Source organism: Streptomyces durhamensis (assembly GCF_000725475.1).
GTDB lineage: Bacteria > Actinomycetota > Actinomycetes > Streptomycetales > Streptomycetaceae > Streptomyces > Streptomyces filipinensis.
In genome coordinates this window covers 159,064-177,936 of sequence record NZ_JNXR01000012.1, presented here as the reverse complement: position 1 = coordinate 177,936, position 18,873 = coordinate 159,064, and the positions used below count along the sequence as shown (strand labels likewise).

Here is an 18,873-nt window from a genome sequence, read left to right as displayed (position 1 = left end):
CGTCAGGAGCGGCGCGACCGGCGACGGACAGACCGCGGCTGCCCGTGAACCCGGGGCCGAACCGTGAATCCGCGGTCGCCCATGAACCCGGAGCTGCCCGTGAATCCGCGGTCGCCCATGAAGCGGAACGCCCAGTGGGCGGCACGGCGGGTCAGGCGCGGCGGCTAGGCCCGGGACCAGTCCGGGGCCGTCCCCGTCACCCGGCACAGGGCCAGGTACAGCGGGATCGGCGGGGTGTACGGGACCGTGCCCTCCGGGCGGTGGATGAGCCGGGCGGCGCCGGCGACCAGGGCGCCGGGGGCGTAGTGGGCCGGGGACGGCCAGGGCAGGGCGTAGTCCGAGTCCGACGGCACGATCCACCACCAGCGGGCGCCGTCGGCGTACACGCAGCCCAGCCGCGGCAGCCGGGGTACGACGAGCGGGCCGAGCCGGTCGGGCACGGCCACGGCGTCGCAGCCGAGCGGTGCGGTCATGTCCTCCGGCACCGTCAGCCGATGCGGCGTGTCCGGCGTGGACCGCCGACGCTGCAGCCGCACCAGGGTGTCGAGACCGAGGCCCGGGGTGCTGGTGTGCCCCGTGGGGGCGGTGGCGCGGTGCCGGGCCGGGCCGACGGCATGCCGGTGGCCGGCCTCGTGGCCGCCGGTCACGGGCGCTCCCCGGTGCGGTGCTGCTCGGGGGGCCGGTGCGCGGGCTGCTGCGGGGGCCGGTCCAGGGGCCGGTGGCGGCGGGGCTCCGGGGGCGCGGGGTGGCGCTGCTCCGGGATCCCGTGACGGTGCGGCTCCGGGGGCCCGTGGTGCTGCCGCTCCGGGATCCCGTGGTGCTGCTGCCCCGTCGCCCGGTGCGGGGGGTGCCCGGAGGCGTGGCGCCGGCCCTCCGGGGTGTCGTCCTCGCCGGAGTCGTCCGGGCGGCCCGGCTTGGGGCGGGCGCCCCAGCCAAGGTCGTTGCACGGATCGGCGGCGCCGTCGGCCGCGTCGGTCCGGCGGGGCAGTTCGGCCCAGACCAGAAGTCCGGGCCCGTGTTCCTGCGCGCCCCAGGCCCGGCACAGCGCGTCGACGAGAAGCAATCCCCTCCCGTGCTCCTCGTCGGGCCGCTGTGGGGATGGGTGGGGTTCGCCTGGGGCGCAGCCCTCGTCGCGTACGGCTATGCGTACGGTGTCGGCGTGTTCATGCAGCTCGCACAGGACGCGACGGCTCGCCGTGTGCACGATCGCGTTCGTGACCAGTTCGGATATGACCAGAGCCGCGCTGTCGCAGGTGTCCGCGCACACCGACCAGCGGGTCAGCCGGGCATGTGCCAGACGCCTCGCCTGGGCGACGGAACCCGGATGTGCGGCCAGCTCGAAGCGGAACCGGCGCTCGGCCGTGCCCCCGGGAGGGGCTGCCGTGGCGGCACCGAGACCGGGACGGTCTGCGGCGTCTGTTCCTAAGGGCGCGGACGGAATCACGCTTGCCACTATCTCCCCGCCGTGAACACTTGGCAAGTGTCACTCTGAAAATTGCAGAGTGCTGTGTGACTCGGTCGGAGGCCGTGGCACACTGCTCGCAACAGCACGTCGCGCGGCGCCAATTGGAGGCATCGGAGACTCGCCCGGTCTTCGAATGCATCTTCGAATGGCGCCGTAGGGCTGTCGGGAAACATTTCGGCGCAACGGCCGGTGGAGCTTTCGATGGAGGTGGGAGCGTGAGCGAACCGCGGTCCGCGCCGACGGTGGGTCAGGTGGTCCTCGGCCGGCGCCTGCTGGACCTGCGGGAACGCGCCGGACTGAAACGTGAGGACGCTGCCCGCGTCCTGCGCGTCGCGCCCGCCACCGTCCGCCGTATGGAGATGGCCGAGGTCGCCCTCAAGATCCCGTACCTGCAACTCCTGCTCAAGGCCTACGGCGTCTCCGACGACGAGGCCGAACTCTTCGTCCAGGTCGCCGAGGAGGCCAACAGGCCCGGCTGGTGGCAGCGCTTCCGCGACATCCTGCCCGACTGGTTCTCGATGTACGTCAGCCTGGAGGGCGCGGCGAGCCTCATCCGCTCCTATGAACCGCACTTCGTGCCCGGCCTGCTGCAGACCGAGGACTACGCCCGCGCCGTGCTCAGGTCCGGAGCCATCGGCCAGACGAGCCCGGACGACATCGAGCGGCACGTCGCCCTGCGCATGCGGCGCCAGCAACTGCTCACCCGTACCGACGCCCCGCGTTTCTGGGCGGTGATGGACGAGACCGCCCTGCGCCGCCAGGCCGGCGGTCCGGAGGTGATGCGCGCGCAGATCGACAAGTTGCTCGAGGCCACGAAGCTGCCCCATGTGACGCTCCAGGTCGCCCCGTTCGTGAGCGGACCCCACCCGGGGACGTACGGGCCCTTCGTGCTGTTCCGGTTCGCCATGCCGGAGTTGCCGGACATGGTCTACAGCGAGTACCTGACCGGCGCCGTCTATCTGGACGCGCGCGCCGAGGTGGCGACCCACCTGGAGGTCATGGACCGCATGGCGGCGCAGGCCGCTACGGCACAACGCACGAAGGAGATCCTCCGGGATCTCCGCAAGGAGCTGTGAATGGATCGCATCGAGCCGCGCGGGCGCGTCTACAACGGCATGCCCGCGCGGGAGCTGGGCAGCGAGGGCTGGCACAAGCCCTGGAGCGGCGGCAACGGCGGGAACTGCCTGGAGGCGATGAAGCTGGCCGACGGCCGGATCGCCGTACGCCAGTCCACCGACCCGGACGGCCCGGCGCTCATCTACACCGCGGACGAGATGACCGCGTTCATCGAGGGCGCCAAGGCGGGGGCGGCCGACTTCCTGCTGTCCTGATCCAGCTCGTGTGCTGTTCTATTCTCCACTTCCTTATCCTGATGCCGACTTGAAAGCCCACCACGCCACACGCCCGGCCAGACGTCCACGGAGTGCCGCATGGCAGGGCAGGACCCGACCGCCGTCGGGATCGACACCAGCACGCCGCATCCCGCGCCGACGTACGACTGGTGTCTCGGCGGCAAGGACAACTACCCCGTCGACGAGGCGATGGGCCGGCAGATGCCGGCCCTCGATCCCCGGGTGCCGGTGATGGCCCGGGTCAACCGCGCGTTCATGCACCGCGCCACGCGCTGGCCACGGCCGGCTTCACCCCCGAGGAGTCGGCGGCCGCACCGCGAAGCTGAGGGTGGCCGGCGTCACCCGCGCCCTGCGCCCCCGCGAGGAGTTCGCCCGCTTCTTCGACGGCCTCGGCCTGGTCGCGCCCGGCGTCGAGATCGTGCACAAGTGGCGCCCCGACCTGGGAGAACCGGTCCCGGGCCAGGACGACGGGGTGATTCCCGAGTACGGGCCGGTGGCGCGCGAGCGGTAGGCCGCGCGCCGTAATCCGGCTGCGCCGACGCCTGCACGGGGCGTACGGTGACCGTGGTTCGGGTGCGCAGGCAGCGGATCCTTCCGTCGCAAGTCATCGCTACCCCCCGGTGGGCCGGATCCGTTCCGGCCGGCCGGTCCTGCCGGAAGCCGGCCGAGCGTCGGCCTCCGGTCCGCGAAGGTTTACGTCACCGCCGCCGACTCTGATCTCCGAACCACACTCCTCACCCGGGAGGCAGCACCCCGCACAGCGCCTCCAACGCCGCGCCGTAGGCGTGTTCGGCGGCGGCCGCATACCCGACCACCAGCCCGTCACCCGCGGTCGCCTCGGCCTCCGGGTGCCGGAAGGCGGCGAGTCCGTCCAAAGCGACGCCCTGCCACGCGGCGGCCTTCAGCGTGGACCGCTCGGTGCCCGGCGGCAGCCGCAGCACCGCGTGCAGCCCGGCCGCGATGCCCGTCACGGCGACCTGCGGAGCGTGCACGGCGAGCGCGGCGACGAGCCGGTCACGGCGGCGCCGGTAGCGCTGCCGCATGCGCCGCACATGACGGTCGTACGCCCCGGAGACGATGAACTCCGCCAGCGCCAGCTGGTCCAGGACGCTCGCCCAGGCCTCCCGCTCTCCCTTGGCCGCGAGCACCGGCTCCACATACCGCTCCGGCAGGACCATCCAGCCCAGCCGCAGGGCCGGTGACAGGCTCTTGCTGACCGACCCGAGATGGATCACCCGCTCCGGATCGAGCCCTTGGAGCGCGCCGACCGGCCTGCGGTCGTACCGGAACTCGCCGTCGTAGTCGTCCTCCAGGACGACCGCCCCACGCGCGCGTGCCCAGTCGATCACGCCCGCCCGGCGCTCCGGGTGCAGGGGGCCGCCGGTCGGGAACTGGTGTGCCGGAGTGAGCAGCACGGCCCGCTCCCGCTCCAGCAGGTCCACGCGTGCGCCGTCCTCGTCCAGCGGGAGCGGCACCGTCCGTACCCCGGCCGTGGCGAGCAGCCCCCGGTGGAACTCCAGCCCGTACGCCTCCACGCCGAGCGGACCGCGCAGCACCCCGCCCGCGCCCTGGCCGAACAGCAGCCGCAGAGCGTGCGCGAAGCCCGAGCAGACGACGATCCGGTCCGGCTCGGTCCGCACCCCGCGCGCGCGTGCCAGATATCCGGTCAGCGCCTCCCTCAGCTCCCGGCGCCCGGCCGGGTCCCCCGGCCCGAACGCCTCGTTCGGCGCCGCCCCCAGCGCCCGCCGGTAGCAGGCCGACCAGGCGGCTCGCGGGAACGCCGAGGCGTCCGGAGTGCCCTGCCGCAGATCATGCCGGGGGCCACGCGCGCGCGGGGGAGGTGTCTTCGCGGGCGTCCGCTCGGCGCGGCACAGCGGTTCCGCCCGGTCGGCCACCTGGGTACCCGAGCCCTGGCGTGCGGTCAGCCAGCCCTCCGCGACCAGCTCCGCGTAGGCGTCGGCCACGGTGTTGCGGGCCACGCCCAGATCGGCGGCGAGCGACCGGTACGGCGGCAGCCGGGTGCCCGGCGCCAGCCGACCGCTGCGCACCGCTTCCCGCAGCGCCCGGGTCAGCGCCGCCCGCCGCCCGCCCGGACCCGACAGCTCCAGATGCAGGTCGGCGCCGATCCGCTGCGCGGAATTGACCCACGATTGTGTCATGGAAATGCACCCTACAGCCGGTCTTTCAGGCCCGTAGGTTAAAGCCATGACGACGAACCCGACAGCCACCGCAGCCGACTTCACGCCCGCGATCACCGAGGCCGAGGCCGGCCGCACCCGACTGGACTTCGCCCGGTCCGCCCCGAAGGTCTTCCGGACCCTCATCGGCTTCGACGCCGCAGCCCGCGCGGGCCTCGACCCGGCGCTGGTCGAACTCATCCAGATCCGTGCCTCGCACCTCAACCACTGCGCCTACTGCCTGCACATGCACACCAGCGACGCCCGCAAGGCCGGCGAGAGCGAGGACCGGCTGCACATGGTCGCCGTCTGGCGGGAGGCCCGGCACTTCTTCACCCTGAAGGAGCAGGCCGCCCTGGCGCTCACGGAGGCGCTGACCCTGGTCGCCGACGGTGGCGTCCCCGACACCGTCTACGCCGAGGCGGCCGCCCGCTTCGAGCAGGAGGAACTGGCCCACGTCATCGCCCTGATCTGTGCGATCAACACGTGGAACCGGGTGGCCCTGTCGACGGGCAAGGTGGCGGGGACGGACGAGAGGAAGGGCTGACCAGGACGGTGAAAGGGCCGCGGGGAATCCGCGGCCCGGGCTACACCCTCATCGGCCGGTCCCGCGGAGAGACCGGCGCGGGCAACCGTGAACCGCCCATCAGATAGCGGTCGACGGCCGCCGCCACCGCCCGCCCCTCCGCGATCGCCCAGACGATGAGCGACTGCCCGCGTGCCGCGTCCCCGGCGGCGAACACCCCGGGCACGTTGGTCGCGAAACCGTCGTCCCGCGCGATCGTGCCGCGCGGTTCGAGCGTGAGCCCCAACTGCCCGATCAGCCCGTCCTCCTGGTCCGGCCCGGAGAACCCGAGGGCGAGCAGCACGAGGTCGGCGGGGAGCGCCCGCCCGGTGCCCGGCACCGGGCGCCGCATCTCGTCCACCTCCACCAGGTGCAGCGACCGCACCCGCCCGCTGTCGTCCCCGGTGAAGTGGAGCGTGGACGCCGCGAACAGCCGCGCGTCCGCGTCCGCGGCCGGTGCCGTACGCAGATCCCGCGCCTCCTCGTGCGCCGCCGACAGCCGGTAGATCTTCGGATACGTCGGCCACGGCTCGGCGTCCTCGTCACGCTCACCGCCCGGCTGCGCGTAGATGTCCAGCTGGGTCACGGACGCGGCCCCCTCGCGCACCGCGGTCCCCAGACAGTCCGCGCCGGTGTCCCCGCCGCCGACGATCACCACATGCTTGCCGGCCGCGGACAGCGGGGAGACCTCCAGATCCCCCTCGCACACCCGGTTCGCCAGCGGCAGATACTGCATCGCCTGGTGTATCCCGTTCAACTCCCGGCCCGGCACCGGAAGTTCCCGCCACGCGGTCGCCCCGGTGGCGATGACGACGGCGTCGTAGCGGCCGCGCAGCTCCGCCGCCCCGACATCGCGCCCTACGGTCATCGAGGTGCGGAACTTGGTCCCTTCGGCCCGCATCTGCTCGATACGCCGTTCCAGATGCCGCTTCTCCATCTTGAACTCGGGGATGCCGTACCGCATCAGACCGCCGATCCGGTCGTCCTTCTCGAACACGGCGACCGTGTGCCCGGCCCGGGTCAGTTGCTGTGCCGCGGCCAGTCCGGTGGGCCCGGACCCGATGACGGCGATCGTCTTCCCGGACAGCCGCTCGGGAGGCCGTGCCGGGACGAACCCTTCCGCCCAGGCCCGGTCCGCGATCGCGCACTCGACGTTCTTGATGGTGACGGCCGGCTGGTTGATCGCCAGCACACATCCGGCCTCGCAGGGCGCGGGGCACAAACGGCCGGTGAACTCGGGGAAGTTGTTCGTCGCATGCAGACGCTCGCTCGCCGCACGCCAGTCCTCCCGCGAGACCAGGTCGTTCCACTCCGGGATCAGATTGCCCAGCGGGCAGGCGTCGTGGCAGAAGGGGATCCCGCAGTCCATGCACCGGTCGGCCTGCTTGCTGATGATGGGCAGCAGGGCTCCCGGGACGTACACCTCGTCCCAGTCCCGCGCCCGCTCCTCGACGGGCCGCCGCGGCCACTCCTGGCGCGGCGTGGTCATGAACCCCTTGGGATCGGCCATGGTCGTCTTCCTCGCGTACGGGTACCGCGCGGGTACCGGTGTACGACGGGCCGTACGCCGTTCGACGGCGTCCTGCGGCAGTCTTTCGCCACTCCATCGGCACTCTTTCGGCCACGATACGTCCGCACCGACCACCCCGCAGAGCGGCGGACAGCGTGGATCAGGAGGTGAGGGCCCCGGAGCGGGCCGGGCCACGGGCCCGTACGAAGATCACGTGAGAGCCAGGACGTAGACCAAGGCGGCCACGGCGGACGCGACGGCCCGGACGTGGTTCCAGAACGTCCACTCGCGTACATACGCCGGCCAGTACACGGCGGTCTCCGGGGCGCCCGGGGTCAGCCGGGCCAGCCTGTCGTTGCGCGGGACGTTCGCGACGATCGTCAGCCCGAACGATCCGACGAGGTACAGCGCGCTGCCCAGCAGCAGTTCCAGCCTCCCGTCGTCCGGCCACACCACGAACGTCACCACCGCGATCATCGCGCTCAGCACCGCCGAGCCGGTGAACACCGTCATGAAGGCCGGCCGTACCGCCGCGCCGTTGATCGCGTTCATCGCCGCGACGCCCTGCGCGGGCGGCAACGCGGCGAGGCCCCGCATCACGAAGGTCGAGAACGCGCAGAACACCCCGGCCGTCAGCCCGGTGCCGACAATCCCCGCCACCACCAGCACGAAGAACGGCCCGTCGATCATCTTCACGCCCCATCTCGTCTCGTTCCGCCCGGTTCGGCTCCGGCATCACCACCTCTCCCAGTGAAGGCCTGGGCGACGGCGCCGGCCATGGCCGAGGAGCGCGGCGACATGCGCGCGCCGCTCGCCCGTCCCCTTCATTCGCTCAGCCCACGCCCGTCCCGGTGGCCTGCCAGGACCACAGCACACTCTCCACGGCCTGGGCGATCCGGCGCCGCGCCTCGTACCGGGCCACACCTCTCATCAGCAGCTGGTCGTACGGAGTGTCCACATGCCGTACGGCCGCCACCACCGCCGAGATCACCGCCCCCTCCGACAGCGCCCGCCCGGCCGCGCTGCGCCCGACACGCCCACTTCCCCGCGCGGACGCGTGCGCCGCGATGGCTCGCGCGCGGTCGGCCGGGCACCCGGGAAACAGCCGGAGGATCTCGGCCGCGAACGCCGCTGCGAAATGCTCGTCCTCGACCGCCCTGCGCCGAGCGTCCCGCGCCCGCCGTCTGCGCCGCGCCTCGGCGTCCGCGAGACAGCGGGCCTCGGCCCGGGCCAGCGCCGGCTCCTCCACGAGCACGCCCTGCCGCTCGTAACGGCTCTTGCGCCGGTTGAACCGCACCACCACGACCGACAGCCCGCTCTCCTCCCTCGACCTGCGGGTCAGCGCGGTGTCCCCGCGCGGCAGGAACACCAGGTGCCCGAGGTCCGCGCAGTCCAGGCAGCGCGGGGCACCGTCCTCCAGCACGAGCAGCGACAGGGGCCCGCGCCGGCAAGCCGAACACCGCTTGGGCTTCAGCGCCTGGATGACGACAAGGCGACCGGGGGAGTGGGGAGTTGAGGGAAGCGCCATACGCGGTTCATTCCCCGTCACCGCCCGGGCCTCCCACCGCCTCCCTCCCTTCCCTCTCTCCTTCCCAGCAGGGACCGCCGCCTCACCGCCTTCCCGCCACCCGGCATCATGGTCTGCGTGCGACTCGAAGCGATCACCTGGGACCGGCTCGCCGAGCTGCTTGCCGACCGGCTGGCCGGCCTGGAGCCGGCCGACGGAGGCGCCTGGCCGCGCGTCGGCTTCGACGGGGCCCCGGCCGCCCGGCCCGGCGACCTCGCCGAGCGGGTCGCGCAGGCCCTGAGGGTGCGCGGCCGACCCTCGCTCGTGGTCGGCGCCGAGGGCTTTCTGCGGCCCGCCTCGCTCCGCCTGGAACACGGGCGGCGGGACGCGGAGTCGTACTTCGGAGGGTGGTTCGACACCGGCGCCCTGTGGCGCGAGGTCTTCGGCCCGCTGGACCCCGGTGGCAGCGGACGCGTCCTGCCCGACCTGTGGGATCCGGTCACCGACCGGGCCACCCGCAGCCCCTATGCCCAACTCCCGCCCGGCGGGATCCTGTTGCTCCACGGCCCCCTTCTGCTGCGCCACTGGTTCCCCTTCGACCTGACCGTGCACCTCCTCCTCTCGCCGGGTGCCCTGCGCCGCCTCACCCCCGAGGCCGACCACTGGACGCTCCCCGCCTTCGAGCGCTACGCGTCCGAGACCGACCCCGCCCACACGGCGGACGTCGTCGTACGGGCCGACGACCCCCGCCGTCCCGCCTGGAGCGGCTGACCCGGGCGGCCCGGCCGCAGGCCTTCCCGGCTCAGAGCCAGCCGTTGCGCCGGAAGCCCCGGTACAGCACCAGACACGCCCCCGCCATGACGGCCATGACCAGCGGATAGCCGAACCGCCAGTGAAGCTCCGGCATGTGGTCGAAATTCATGCCGTACACCCCGCACACCATCGTCGGGACGGCGATCACCGCGGCCCAGGCCGTGATCTTCCGCATGTCCTCGTTCTGCGCGACGGTCACCTGCGCGAGGTGGGCCTGCAAGATCGAGTTGAGCAGCTCGTCGAACGCCGCGATCTGCTCCTTGGCCCGGATCAGATGGTCGAGCACGTCCCGGAAGTAGGCCTGTATCTCGGGGGCGATGACCCGTATGGGCCGGGTGGCCAGGTCCTCCACCGGACGGCCGAGCGGTACCGCGGCCCGCTTCAGCTCCAGCAGCTCACGCTTCATCTGATAGATGCGGCCGGGGTCGAGACGGGCGCCGTTCTCCGAGAACACCTCCGTCTCGACCTGGTCGATGTCGGCCTGCACCGCGTCCGTGACGTTCAGGTAGTCGTCGACGACGTGGTCGGCGATCGCGTGCAGCACCGCCGCCGGCCCCTTGGCGAGCTGGAGCGGATGCGCCTCCAACTCCTCGCGCAGCGGCCCCAGTGAGCCGTGCCGGCCGTGCCGTACCGTGATGACGAAGTCCTCACCGACGAACACCATGATCTCGCCGGTGTCGACCACTTCGCTGGTCGCGGTCAGCTGTTCGTGCTCCACGTAGCAGACGGTCTTGAACACCGTGAAGAGCGTGTCCCCGTAGTGCTCCAGCTTGGGGCGCTGATGAGCCTCGACGGCGTCCTCCACCGCCAGCGGATGCAGGTCGAACAGCTCGGCGATGCCGGCGAACTCACGGTCCGTCGGCTCGTGCAGTCCGAGCCAGACGAACCCCTCACCGGTCTTGCGTACCATCCGCACGGCATCCACCAGGTCCGTGCACTGCGGCACGCGCACGCCGTCCTGGTACGTCACGCAGTTGACCACCGACGAGCCCAGCGGTGACCTGGCGGGATGACTGAGGTCGACGCGCGGCCGCCGCCGGGCCAGCCGTGCCACCTTGCGCAGGCCGCCGACCCTGCTCAGCCCCGTGACCTTCCGCAGATTCCCCGCCATGGACATCTGGATCTCCTTGCTTGGATCTCCTCACGCAACGCTTTCGCGCCCTGCCCGGCAAGTCTGCCAGCCGAGGGCAAAGCGCGGGTAAGCCTGTGGGAACGGAGTGTTCCGCTTGGTTTCCGCCTGTGGACGAAGCTCCGTCCGGTGCCTGTCCGGCGCCGGCCGCCGGACAAGCCGGCCGTCGGACAAGCCAGGCGACTGGGATGATCGTGGCATGACGCCATCCGACGGATACCTCCTGGACAACCGGCAGAACGAGGCGGCACAGCGCTTCGGCGCCTTCGCCGCCCTCTTCGACCCCACGACGTTCCGGCACATCGAGGCGTTCGGCATCGGGCCCGGCTGGCGCTGCTGGGAAGTCGGGGCCGGCGGCACCTCCGTGGTGTCCTGGCTCGCCGAGAAGGTGGGCCCCGCCGGCAAGGTCGTCGCGACCGACATCGACACCTCCCGTTTCGCCGCCGGCACGCGCCCGCCGGTGGAGGTGCGCGTCCATGACGTCGGCGTGGAGGAACCGCCGGGCGAGGGCTTCGACCTGGTCCACGCCCGGCTCGTGCTCGTTCACGTCCGGGACCGGGAAAGGGCGTTGAGGTCCATGATCCGGGCCCTGCGGCCCGGCGGGCGGCTGTTGGTGGAGGACGCCGACCCCGCTCTGCAGCCCTTGATCTGCCCCGACGAGTGCGGCCCCGAGCAGAAGCTGGCCAACCGGTTGCGCCAGGGCTTCCGCACGCTGCTCGCCGAACGCGGCGCGGATCTGTCCTACGGCCGTAAACTCCCGCGTCTCCTGCGGGAAGCCGGTCTGCACGGCGTGGAGGCCGACGCCTTCTTTCCGGTGACATCGCCCGCCTGCACCGCTCTCGAGGCCGCGACGGTCCGTCAGATCCGCGACCGGCTCGTCATGGCGGGGCTCGCCACCGACGAGGACATCGACCAGCACCTGGCCAACGTCGAGGCCGGCGGCATGGACCTGCTCACCGCGCCGATGATCTCGGCGTGGGGCAGGAAGGAGGCCTAGGTCCTCTTCCAGATCGCGCCGGCGTCGCGGACGCACCCGGAAGCCGGCCCGATCCGAGAGAGAAGCCCCCGCGAGCGGCGGATCCCGCCTCCAGCCGGGGCTGCTCGAGCTTGCGCGTGGCCCCCCGGGCGTGGCTCGCGTCGCGGGCTAGCCCCCGTTCCCCGCACGCCGTGGCCTGCCTCCCACGCGTTCCACCGCCGCCGCGCCCGCCCGGCAGCCCCGTGCCGCCGCCTCCTCCGGGGTCGCACCCGTGAGCAGAGCGGCGAGGAACGCGCCGGTGAAGGCGTCACCCGCACCCGTGGTGTCCCGAGGGACCGCGGGCGCCGCCGGGACCCTGACCGGTGCGCTGCCGGAACGGGCCACCAGCGCGCCGTCCGCGCCCGCCTTGGTCACCACCAGCGGCACGAGACGGCTCAGCTTGGCCGCCGCGTCCGCCGGATCCGGCAGCCCCGTCAGCAGACACGCCTCGTCCCTGCTGGGCAGCAGCAGGTCCAGCCCCTCGGCGAACGCCAGGAAGCGGTCCACCCCCAGCCGTACCAGGAAGCCCGCGGACGCCGGATCCAGGCTGACCGGCACGCCACGCGCGTGTGCCGCCGCGAGCGCGGTCCTCGCCAGCTCCCGGCTCGGCTCCGTGAACAGCAGGTAGCCCGACAGGTGCAGCCGTGCGACGCCGTCCAGCAGCCCGTCCGACCAGTCGGCGGGTTCGAGCCGCAGGGACGCCCCGCTGTCCGTGAGGAACGTACGCTCCGCCGCCGCCCCCGTGTCGACGAGGCAGATCACCGTCCCGGTCGCCGCCGTCGGATCGACCACCAGCCGGGGCCGCACCCCGGCCGCGACCAGCTCGCGCTCGTGCCAGGCGGCCGCGTCCGCACCCACCCGCCCGAGCAGCCGTACGTCCGCACAGCCCGCGTGCGCGGCCCAGCAGGCCACGTTGGCCCCCGCCCCGCCCGGCAGTGTCCGGATCGCGGCGGCCGTGTCGGTGCCGGCCGCGAGCGGCCCCCGGTGCCGCGCGACCACATCCGTGACCACGTCGCCGACGACCAGCAGGGCCCCGTCCGGGCTCACTCCGTCGTCCACGCGGTGGCGATCCGTGCCGCCAGCCGTACGTTGCCGCGCACGGCCGCCAGGTTCGCGCTCAGGGAGGCGCCGTCGGTGTGCCGGACGAGGTAGTCCAGCAGGAACGGGGTCACCGCCTGCCCGGTGACCCCCCGCTCCGCGCAGGCGCGCAGCGCGTCGGCGAGCACGCGCGCGTGCAACTCCGGGTCGAGCTGCTCGGCCTCGGGCACGGGATGGGCGACGATCAGCGCCGAATCCGGCGCGTCGAGCGCGTCCTGGGCCCGCATGACGTCCGCGACCTGCTCCGGAGTCCCAAGCGTCCAGTCGACCGGATACCCGGAGTCGGACAGATAGAAGCCGGGGAACCGGTCCGTGCCGTACCCGGCGACGGCCACGCCCAGCGTCTCCAGCCGCTGCAGGGTCGCCGGCACGTCCAGGATCGACTTCATGCCCGCGCAGACCACCGTGATCCGGGTGCGTGCCAGCAGACCGAGATCGGCCGACTCGTCCTGGCTCACCGTCCACTCCCGGTGCACACCCCCCAGCCCACCGGTGGCGAACACCCGCACACCCGCGAGCGCGGCCAGCTGGGCCGTCGCCGACACCGTGGTCGCCCCGCTCGTACCGGCCGCCACGGCGAGCGGCAGATCGCGGTGGCCCAGTTTGCGGATGCCGTCCTCGTTCGCGACCCGCTCCAGCTGCTCCTTGTCCAGGCCGACACGGGGGCGACCGTCGAGCACGGCGATGGTCGCCGGTACGGCGCCCTCCCGCCGCACCGCGTCCTCCAGCTCCAGTGCCACCTGCAGGTTCCGCGGGCGGGGCAGTCCGTGCGCGATGATCGTGGACTCCAGGGCCACCACCGGCCGCCGTGCGTCGATCGCTTCCCGGACCTCTTCCGACACCACCAGCACCACCGCACCGCCTCCTGTCCGTCGGTCCTTTCCCCCATCTCTGGCGGGCGCGCGCCGCCCCTAAACGCTTGCGGCCTGTGGGGGACGCCACCAGCCTGGGCCGCATGACGAAGAACAGCACGCGTCTCGACCATGTCGTCCTGTGGGTGGCCGATCCGGTCGCCGCGGCCGGCTTCTACCAGGATGCCGTCGGGCTGGAACCCGTGAGAGTCGCCGAGTACGCCGACGGGAAGACGGGCTTCCCCTCCGTGCGCGTCAACGAGGAGACACTCCTGGACCTCGTCCCGCTCGCCACCGCCGAGCGCATGGACATGCTGCCCGGTGCCGCGGACGCCGCCGGCCATCCGGTCAACCACGTCTGCCTGGCCCTGCCCGCCGACGGCTTCGACCACCTGCGATCCCGGTTGGAGGAGCGCGGCGTACCCATGAGCGAGATCGGCCACGACTCGTTCGGCGCCCGTGGCAAGGCCCGGCGCAACTTCTACTTCCGGGACCCCGACGGCAACGTCTTCGAGGCCCGGCACTACGACGACTAGCCCGACCGTCAGAACAGCGGCTCGGGCAGCACGCCCTCCAGGGCCAGCAGCTGCCGCTTGGTCTCCAGTCCGCCCCCGAAGCCACCGATGCCGCCGTCGCTCTCCACCACCCGGTGGCACGGCACGACCACCGGCAGCGGATTGGCACCCATGGCCGCGCCGACCGCCTGGGCCCCGCCGGGCTGCCCGACCCGCCCGGCGAGATCGCCGTACCCGACCACCGTGCCGTAGGGCACGCCGGACGCCAGCTCGCGCAGCACCTGCCGGTTGAAACCGGAGATCAGGGACCAGTCCAGCGGCAGGTCGAAGCGGTGCCGCTCGCCCGCGAAATACGCCCGCAGCTGGCGTATCGCCTCGGCGAGCGGCGGCGAGTCCGGATCCTCCACGGGTGTGCCGCCCAGCCGGGCCGCCAGCCGCTCCAGGGCGCGGTCGCGCACCGCATCTGTGGCATGGAAGACCACGTTGACCAGGCCGTCACGGGTCGCCGCCAGCATCAGCGGACCGATGTCCGTGCCCACCACGGCCCACGTGACCCGCTGCTCATCCCGCCCGTCGCTGTCCATGCGCCCACGGTACGACCAGCCACTGACAACGCCCGCTCCGCTCAGTGCGAAGCCAGCGCCTCCCGCACCACGTCGGGCTTGTTCGTGATGATCCCGTCGACGCCGTAGCCCGCGACCCGGCGCGCGGTGGCCGCGTCGTTCACCGTCCAGGCGAACACCCCGAGCGGCTTGTCGTGCGGCCCCTTGACGGCGTGGACGGCCGAGACGTACGTCGGGGAGAGCGACCCGTACGAGGGGTTGACGAGATCGGTGAAGGGCGCGTACTGGCCCAGTTGCGCCACGGTGGGCGAACCGAGGTAAGCGGTGGTGATCGCGGGCCTCAGCTCGTGCACGGTCCGGATGCTGTCCGCGCTGAAGCTCTGCACGATCAGCCGGCCGAGGTGCTTCGGGTCCAGCCAGCCCTCGTTGCCGAGAAGCTTCACGGTCTGCTGCTCGATGCCCGGATACAGCTCCGGGTTCTTGATCTCCAGGAGCAGTTTCTCGTGGTTGTGCTCGACCCGGCACATGTAGTCCTTCAGCGTCGGCACGCGCGTGCCCGCGTAAGCCGGGGAGTACCAGCTGCCCGCGTCCAGCCGGGCGATCTCGGCGGCGGTGAAGTCCTTCACCTTCCACGGGGCCCGGTCGGGAAAGACCTGCTCGGCGTCCGTGGTGCGCTGGAGGCTGTCGTCGTGGATGACGACCAGCTCGCCGTCCTTGGTGCGCTGCACGTCGTTCTCGACCCAGGAGAAGCCCAGCTGGGCGGCCTTGTCGATCGACGCCAGCGTGTTCTCCGGAGCGTAGGCGGAGGCGCCCCGGTGGGCGATCACCGTGGGTGCGCCCATGTCGCCGGCCCGGGCGTCGGAGGCGGGGCTCGGCAGGACCGCCGTCCCCAGGACGGTGGCGGCCGCGGCGGCCACTACGCGCGCGTGCATGCAGACTCCTCGCGTCGAGCGAATACCGACAGCAACCAGACTGACACCAGACGGTCTCCGGCACGCGGGCGCACGATGGGCACAGAGCGCATGGAGGTGTCCAGGTGCGCTCACCAGGACCGCACATCTGAGGCAAGGCCGTGATTCTTTGCCGGAAAATCGTTCGACCGTTCCGGTGGGGGTCATACTCTCTGCGACAACCCTGACCGCCGGCGCGGTCCTGGGCCGGGGGAACAAATCGGGGATTCCGGGACGCATGAGGGCGGAAGGGCAGCCGCGGATGCAAGGCACGGTCGACGGATTCAGTTACGGGGCCGTCACCCCGGTGGTGGCCTATCTGATGGCCTGCCTCGGCGGCGCCCTCGGCCTGCGCTGCACCACGCGGTCCCTGCTGGTCACGCACTCCTGGCGGCCCGCCTGGCTGGCCCTCGGCTCCGCCGCGATCGGCTCCGGCATCTGGACCATGCACTTCGTCGCCATGATGGGCTTCGCCATCAAGGAGACACCGATCCACTACGACAAGCCGATCACCTACGCGAGCCTCGGCCTCGCCGTCGTCATGGTCGGGGTCGGGATCTTCATCGTCGGCTACCGGGGCGCCACCGGCACCGCTCTGTTCACCGGAGGCACGATCACCGGTCTGGGCGTCGCCTCGATGCACTACCTCGGCATGGCGGGCGTGCACTTCCACGGGCGCTTCACCTACAACACGCTCACCGTCGCCGCCTCCGTGGGCATAGCGGTCGTGGCCGCCACCGCCGCCCTGTGGGCCGCCGGACGGGTCCGGGGTTTCCTGTGGAGCGTGGCGGCGAGCCTCGTCATGGGGCTCGCGGTCAGCGGCATGCACTACACCGGCATGGCCGCCCTCGGCGTCCACCTCGACGGCACCTCGCACAGCGCGGGAGGCGCACCCGAGCCGTCCGTGCTCGCGCCGATGCTGATCGGCCCGCTCGCCTTCCTGCTCCTCGCGGGCGTCGTGGTGGTCTTCGACCCGCTGATGGTCATCGGCCGGCCCGTGCGCAGGCCCATCGAGCGCAAACCGGGTGTCCCGGCCGCCGTCGTCGCCCCCCACCCGGAGCGCCGCGCCGCCGTCCCCGAGGAGCGCCGCCCCGAGCGCCAGGTCTCCCGGACCCCGCAGAATCGCTGATCCGGGCCCGTTGTCAGTGCGGGGTCGTACGGTGGATGACATGCGGCCCGTTTCCCACATCGAACGCACGGTGGCGCCCCTCGAGGTCGTCAGCCCCTACCAGCCCAGCGGCGACCAGCCGACGGCCATCGCCGACCTGGCCAAGCGCATCGAGGCCGGTGAGAAGGACGTCGTCCTGCTGGGCGCGACCGGCACCGGCAAGTCCGCCACCACGGCGTGGATGATCGAGAAGCTCCAGCGCCCCACGCTCGTGATGGCGCCGAACAAGACACTGGCCGCCCAGCTGGCCAACGAGTTCCGCGAGCTGTTGCCGAACAACGCGGTCGAATACTTCGTCTCGTACTACGACTACTACCAGCCCGAGGCCTACGTCCCGCAGTCGGACACCTACATCGAAAAGGACTCCTCGATCAACGAGGAGGTCGAGCGACTGCGCCACTCGGCGACGAACTCGCTGCTCACCCGCCGCGACGTCGTCGTGGTCGCCTCGGTGTCCTGCATCTACGGCCTCGGTACGCCGCAGGAGTACGTGGACCGGATGGTGCCCCTCCGGGTCGGCGACGAGATCGACCGGGACGAGCTGCTGCGCCGCTTCGTCGACATCCAGTACACGCGCAACGACATGGCCTTCAGCCGCGGCACCTTCCGGGTCCGCGGCGACACCATCGAGATCTTCCCGGTCTACGAGGAGCTGGCCGTCCGTATCGAGATGTTCGGCGACGAGATCGAGGCGCTGTCCACGCTGCACCCGCTCACCGGCGAGATCATCAGCGACGACCAGCAGCTGTACGTCTTCCCCGCCTCCCACTACGTCGCCGGCCCCGAGCGCATGGAGCGGGCGGTCAACGACATCGAGAAGGAGCTCGGGGAGCGCCTCGCCGAGCTGGAGAAGCAGGGCAAGCTCCTGGAGGCCCAGCGCCTGCGGATGCGCACCACGTACGACATCGAGATGCTCCGCCAGATCGGCACCTGCTCCGGCGTGGAGAACTACTCGATGCACTTCGACGGCCGCTCGCCCGGCTCCCCGCCCAACACCCTGCTGGACTACTTCCCGGACGACTTCCTGCTCGTCATCGACGAGTCGCACGTCACCGTCCCGCAGATCGGCGCCATGTACGAGGGCGACGCCTCCCGCAAGCGCACCCTCGTCGACCACGGCTTCCGCCTGCCCTCCGCGCTGGACAACCGTCCCCTGAAGTGGGAGGAGTTCCAAGAGCGCATCGACCAGACCGTCTACCTGTCGGCCACCCCGGGCGCGTACGAGTTGTCCCGCTCCGACGGCGTCGTGGAGCAGATCATCCGCCCGACCGGTCTGGTCGACCCGGAGGTCGTGGTCAAGCCCACCGAGGGGCAGATCGACGACCTGGTGCACGAGATCCGGCAGCGCACCGAGAAGGACGAGCGCGTCCTCGTCACCACGCTCACCAAGAAGATGGCCGAGGACCTCACCGACTACTTCCTGGAGCTCGGCATCCAGGTGCGTTATCTGCACAGCGACGTCGACACCCTGCGCCGTGTCGAGCTGCTGCGTGAACTGCGCTCCGGCGAGTACGACGTCCTGGTCGGCATCAACCTCCTCCGCGAGGGCCTCGACCTGCCCGAGGTGTCCCTGGTGGCGATCCTCGACGCCGACAAGGAGGGCTTCCTGCGCTCGGGTACCTCACTGATCCAGACCATCGGCCGCGCGGCGCGCAACGTGTCCGGTCAGGTCCACATGTACGCCGACAAGATCACCCCGGCGATGGAGAAGGCCATCGAGGAGACCAACCGCCGCCGGGAGAAGCAGATCGCCTACAACAAGGCCAACGGCATCGACCCCCAGCCGCTGCGCAAGAAGATCAACGACATCGTCGCGCAGATCGCCCGCGAAGAGGTCGACACCGAGCAGCTCCTCGGTTCCGGCTACCGCAAGTCCAAGGACGGCAAGGGCGCCAAGGCACCTGTCCCCGCCCTGGGCGACAAGGCGGCCAAGAGCGCGAAGGCCGCCAAGGGCAAGGCAGCGGCCACGGTGCCCACGGACCGTCCGGCGGCCGAACTCGCCGAGCAGATCGAGGAGATGACCGAGCGGATGCGCGCCGCCGCCGCGGAGCTGCAGTTCGAGATCGCGGCCCGGCTGCGTGACGAGGTCTCCGAGATGAAGAAGGAACTGCGCCAGATGCGGGAGGCCGGCCTCGCCTGAGTCCCGCCACCCTGCCGGACCTCGGTAGATGCGCCAAGTGTTGCAACACCGACAC

The 18,873-nt window shown here is 71.9% G+C and carries 18 protein-coding genes and 3 pseudogenes; 10 read left to right on the top strand and 11 right to left on the bottom strand.

Going from position 1 to position 18,873, the window contains the following annotated elements:
- Nucleotides 1–164: 164 nt before the first annotated feature.
- The gene (locus tag IO33_RS0118510) at nucleotides 165–539 is read right to left on the bottom strand and encodes a hypothetical protein (RefSeq protein ID WP_051926861.1); all 375 of its coding nucleotides are present in this window, start codon (nucleotides 537–539) and stop codon (nucleotides 165–167) included.
- Nucleotides 540–856: 317 nt separating this feature from the next.
- Nucleotides 857–1,480 (bottom strand): annotated as a pseudogene (locus IO33_RS0118505) (ATP-binding protein); the annotation flags it as partial.
- 200 nt (nucleotides 1,481–1,680) lie between these two features.
- Between IO33_RS0118505 and IO33_RS0118500 the strand changes: the two are divergent.
- The 4 genes and pseudogenes from IO33_RS0118500 to IO33_RS54095 all read left to right on the top strand — a co-directional run.
- Complete coding sequence (locus tag IO33_RS0118500) at nucleotides 1,681–2,541, top strand: helix-turn-helix domain-containing protein (protein WP_031166229.1); 861 nt, start codon at nucleotides 1,681–1,683, stop codon at nucleotides 2,539–2,541.
- Entirely contained in the window at nucleotides 2,542–2,796 is a 255-nt protein-coding gene (locus tag IO33_RS0118495; RefSeq protein WP_031166225.1) for a DUF397 domain-containing protein, read from the top strand.
- A gap of 99 nt (nucleotides 2,797–2,895) precedes the next feature.
- Nucleotides 2,896–3,093 (top strand): annotated as a pseudogene (locus IO33_RS54100) (SAM-dependent methyltransferase); the annotation flags it as partial.
- Nucleotides 3,094–3,095: 2 nt separating this feature from the next.
- Nucleotides 3,096–3,328, top strand: a pseudogene (locus IO33_RS54095) (SAM-dependent methyltransferase); the annotation flags it as partial.
- A gap of 223 nt (nucleotides 3,329–3,551) precedes the next feature.
- Here the strand turns inward: IO33_RS54095 and pdxR are convergent.
- A complete protein-coding gene (gene pdxR, locus IO33_RS0118485) occupies nucleotides 3,552–4,976 on the bottom strand; it encodes a MocR-like pyridoxine biosynthesis transcription factor PdxR (RefSeq protein WP_031166223.1) in 1,425 nt (474 codons plus the stop codon).
- Between the two features lie 46 nt (nucleotides 4,977–5,022).
- On the opposite strand from pdxR, the gene IO33_RS0118480 reads away from it, so the two are divergent.
- Nucleotides 5,023–5,541, top strand: a complete 519-nt coding sequence (locus tag IO33_RS0118480; protein WP_031166221.1) for a carboxymuconolactone decarboxylase family protein — start codon at nucleotides 5,023–5,025, stop codon at nucleotides 5,539–5,541.
- A gap of 40 nt (nucleotides 5,542–5,581) precedes the next feature.
- Here the strand turns inward: IO33_RS0118480 and IO33_RS0118475 are convergent, their stop codons facing one another.
- The 3 genes from IO33_RS0118475 to IO33_RS0118465 all read right to left on the bottom strand — a co-directional run bounded on the left by IO33_RS0118475 (nucleotide 5,582) and on the right by IO33_RS0118465 (nucleotide 8,597).
- Complete coding sequence (locus IO33_RS0118475; RefSeq protein WP_031166217.1) at nucleotides 5,582–7,069, bottom strand: glutamate synthase subunit beta; 1,488 nt, start codon at nucleotides 7,067–7,069, stop codon at nucleotides 5,582–5,584.
- Between the two features lie 210 nt (nucleotides 7,070–7,279).
- Nucleotides 7,280–7,759 carry an anthrone oxygenase family protein gene (locus IO33_RS0118470; RefSeq protein WP_031166215.1) on the bottom strand — a complete coding sequence of 160 codons (480 nt, stop codon included), beginning with the start codon at nucleotides 7,757–7,759 and terminating at the stop codon, nucleotides 7,280–7,282.
- 142 nt (nucleotides 7,760–7,901) lie between these two features.
- Nucleotides 7,902–8,597, bottom strand: coding sequence for a DUF2293 domain-containing protein (locus IO33_RS0118465; protein ID WP_037685633.1), 696 nt, complete (start codon nucleotides 8,595–8,597; stop codon nucleotides 7,902–7,904).
- Between the two features lie 117 nt (nucleotides 8,598–8,714).
- On the opposite strand from IO33_RS0118465, the gene IO33_RS0118460 reads away from it, so the two are divergent.
- The gene (locus IO33_RS0118460; protein ID WP_031166209.1) at nucleotides 8,715–9,347 is read left to right on the top strand and encodes a nucleoside/nucleotide kinase family protein; all 633 of its coding nucleotides are present in this window, start codon (nucleotides 8,715–8,717) and stop codon (nucleotides 9,345–9,347) included.
- Nucleotides 9,348–9,378: 31 nt separating this feature from the next.
- On the opposite strand, the gene corA is transcribed toward IO33_RS0118460, so the two are convergent.
- Nucleotides 9,379–10,506 carry a magnesium/cobalt transporter CorA gene (gene corA / locus IO33_RS0118455; protein WP_031166208.1) on the bottom strand — a complete coding sequence of 376 codons (1,128 nt, stop codon included), beginning with the start codon at nucleotides 10,504–10,506 and terminating at the stop codon, nucleotides 9,379–9,381.
- A gap of 211 nt (nucleotides 10,507–10,717) precedes the next feature.
- On the opposite strand from corA, the gene IO33_RS0118450 reads away from it, so the two are divergent.
- A complete protein-coding gene (locus IO33_RS0118450) occupies nucleotides 10,718–11,515 on the top strand; it encodes a methyltransferase (protein WP_031166206.1) in 798 nt (265 codons plus the stop codon).
- 147 nt (nucleotides 11,516–11,662) lie between these two features.
- On the opposite strand, the gene IO33_RS0118445 is transcribed toward IO33_RS0118450, so the two are convergent.
- Together IO33_RS0118445 and IO33_RS0118440 are read right to left on the bottom strand one after the other, a co-directional pair.
- Entirely contained in the window at nucleotides 11,663–12,592 is a 930-nt protein-coding gene (locus IO33_RS0118445) for a carbohydrate kinase family protein (RefSeq protein WP_031166203.1), read from the bottom strand.
- On the bottom strand, nucleotides 12,577–13,485 hold the full coding sequence (locus IO33_RS0118440) for a pseudouridine-5'-phosphate glycosidase (RefSeq protein WP_031166201.1): 909 nt from the start codon (nucleotides 13,483–13,485) through the stop codon (nucleotides 12,577–12,579). The genes IO33_RS0118445 and IO33_RS0118440 overlap by 16 nt, the downstream gene beginning before the upstream one ends.
- Nucleotides 13,486–13,586: 101 nt before the next feature.
- On the opposite strand from IO33_RS0118440, the gene IO33_RS0118435 reads away from it, so the two are divergent.
- Nucleotides 13,587–14,018 carry a VOC family protein gene (locus tag IO33_RS0118435; protein WP_031166198.1) on the top strand — a complete coding sequence of 144 codons (432 nt, stop codon included), beginning with the start codon at nucleotides 13,587–13,589 and terminating at the stop codon, nucleotides 14,016–14,018.
- A gap of 8 nt (nucleotides 14,019–14,026) precedes the next feature.
- Here IO33_RS0118435 and IO33_RS0118430 read toward each other — a convergent pair whose 3' ends face one another.
- A complete protein-coding gene (locus tag IO33_RS0118430; RefSeq protein WP_031166196.1) occupies nucleotides 14,027–14,581 on the bottom strand; it encodes a methylated-DNA--[protein]-cysteine S-methyltransferase in 555 nt (184 codons plus the stop codon).
- Between the two features lie 41 nt (nucleotides 14,582–14,622).
- Nucleotides 14,623–15,492, bottom strand: a complete 870-nt coding sequence (locus tag IO33_RS0118425) for a glycerophosphodiester phosphodiesterase (protein ID WP_031166193.1) — start codon at nucleotides 15,490–15,492, stop codon at nucleotides 14,623–14,625.
- Nucleotides 15,493–15,772: 280 nt separating this feature from the next.
- Here IO33_RS0118425 and IO33_RS0118420 point away from each other — a divergent pair, with 280 nt between their 5' ends.
- Nucleotides 15,773–16,639, top strand: coding sequence for an MHYT domain-containing protein (locus IO33_RS0118420; RefSeq protein ID WP_031166190.1), 867 nt, complete (start codon nucleotides 15,773–15,775; stop codon nucleotides 16,637–16,639).
- Between the two features lie 40 nt (nucleotides 16,640–16,679).
- Nucleotides 16,680–18,818 carry an excinuclease ABC subunit UvrB gene (uvrB, locus tag IO33_RS0118415; RefSeq protein WP_031166188.1) on the top strand — a complete coding sequence of 713 codons (2,139 nt, stop codon included), beginning with the start codon at nucleotides 16,680–16,682 and terminating at the stop codon, nucleotides 18,816–18,818.
- Nucleotides 18,819–18,873 lie beyond the last annotated feature (55 nt).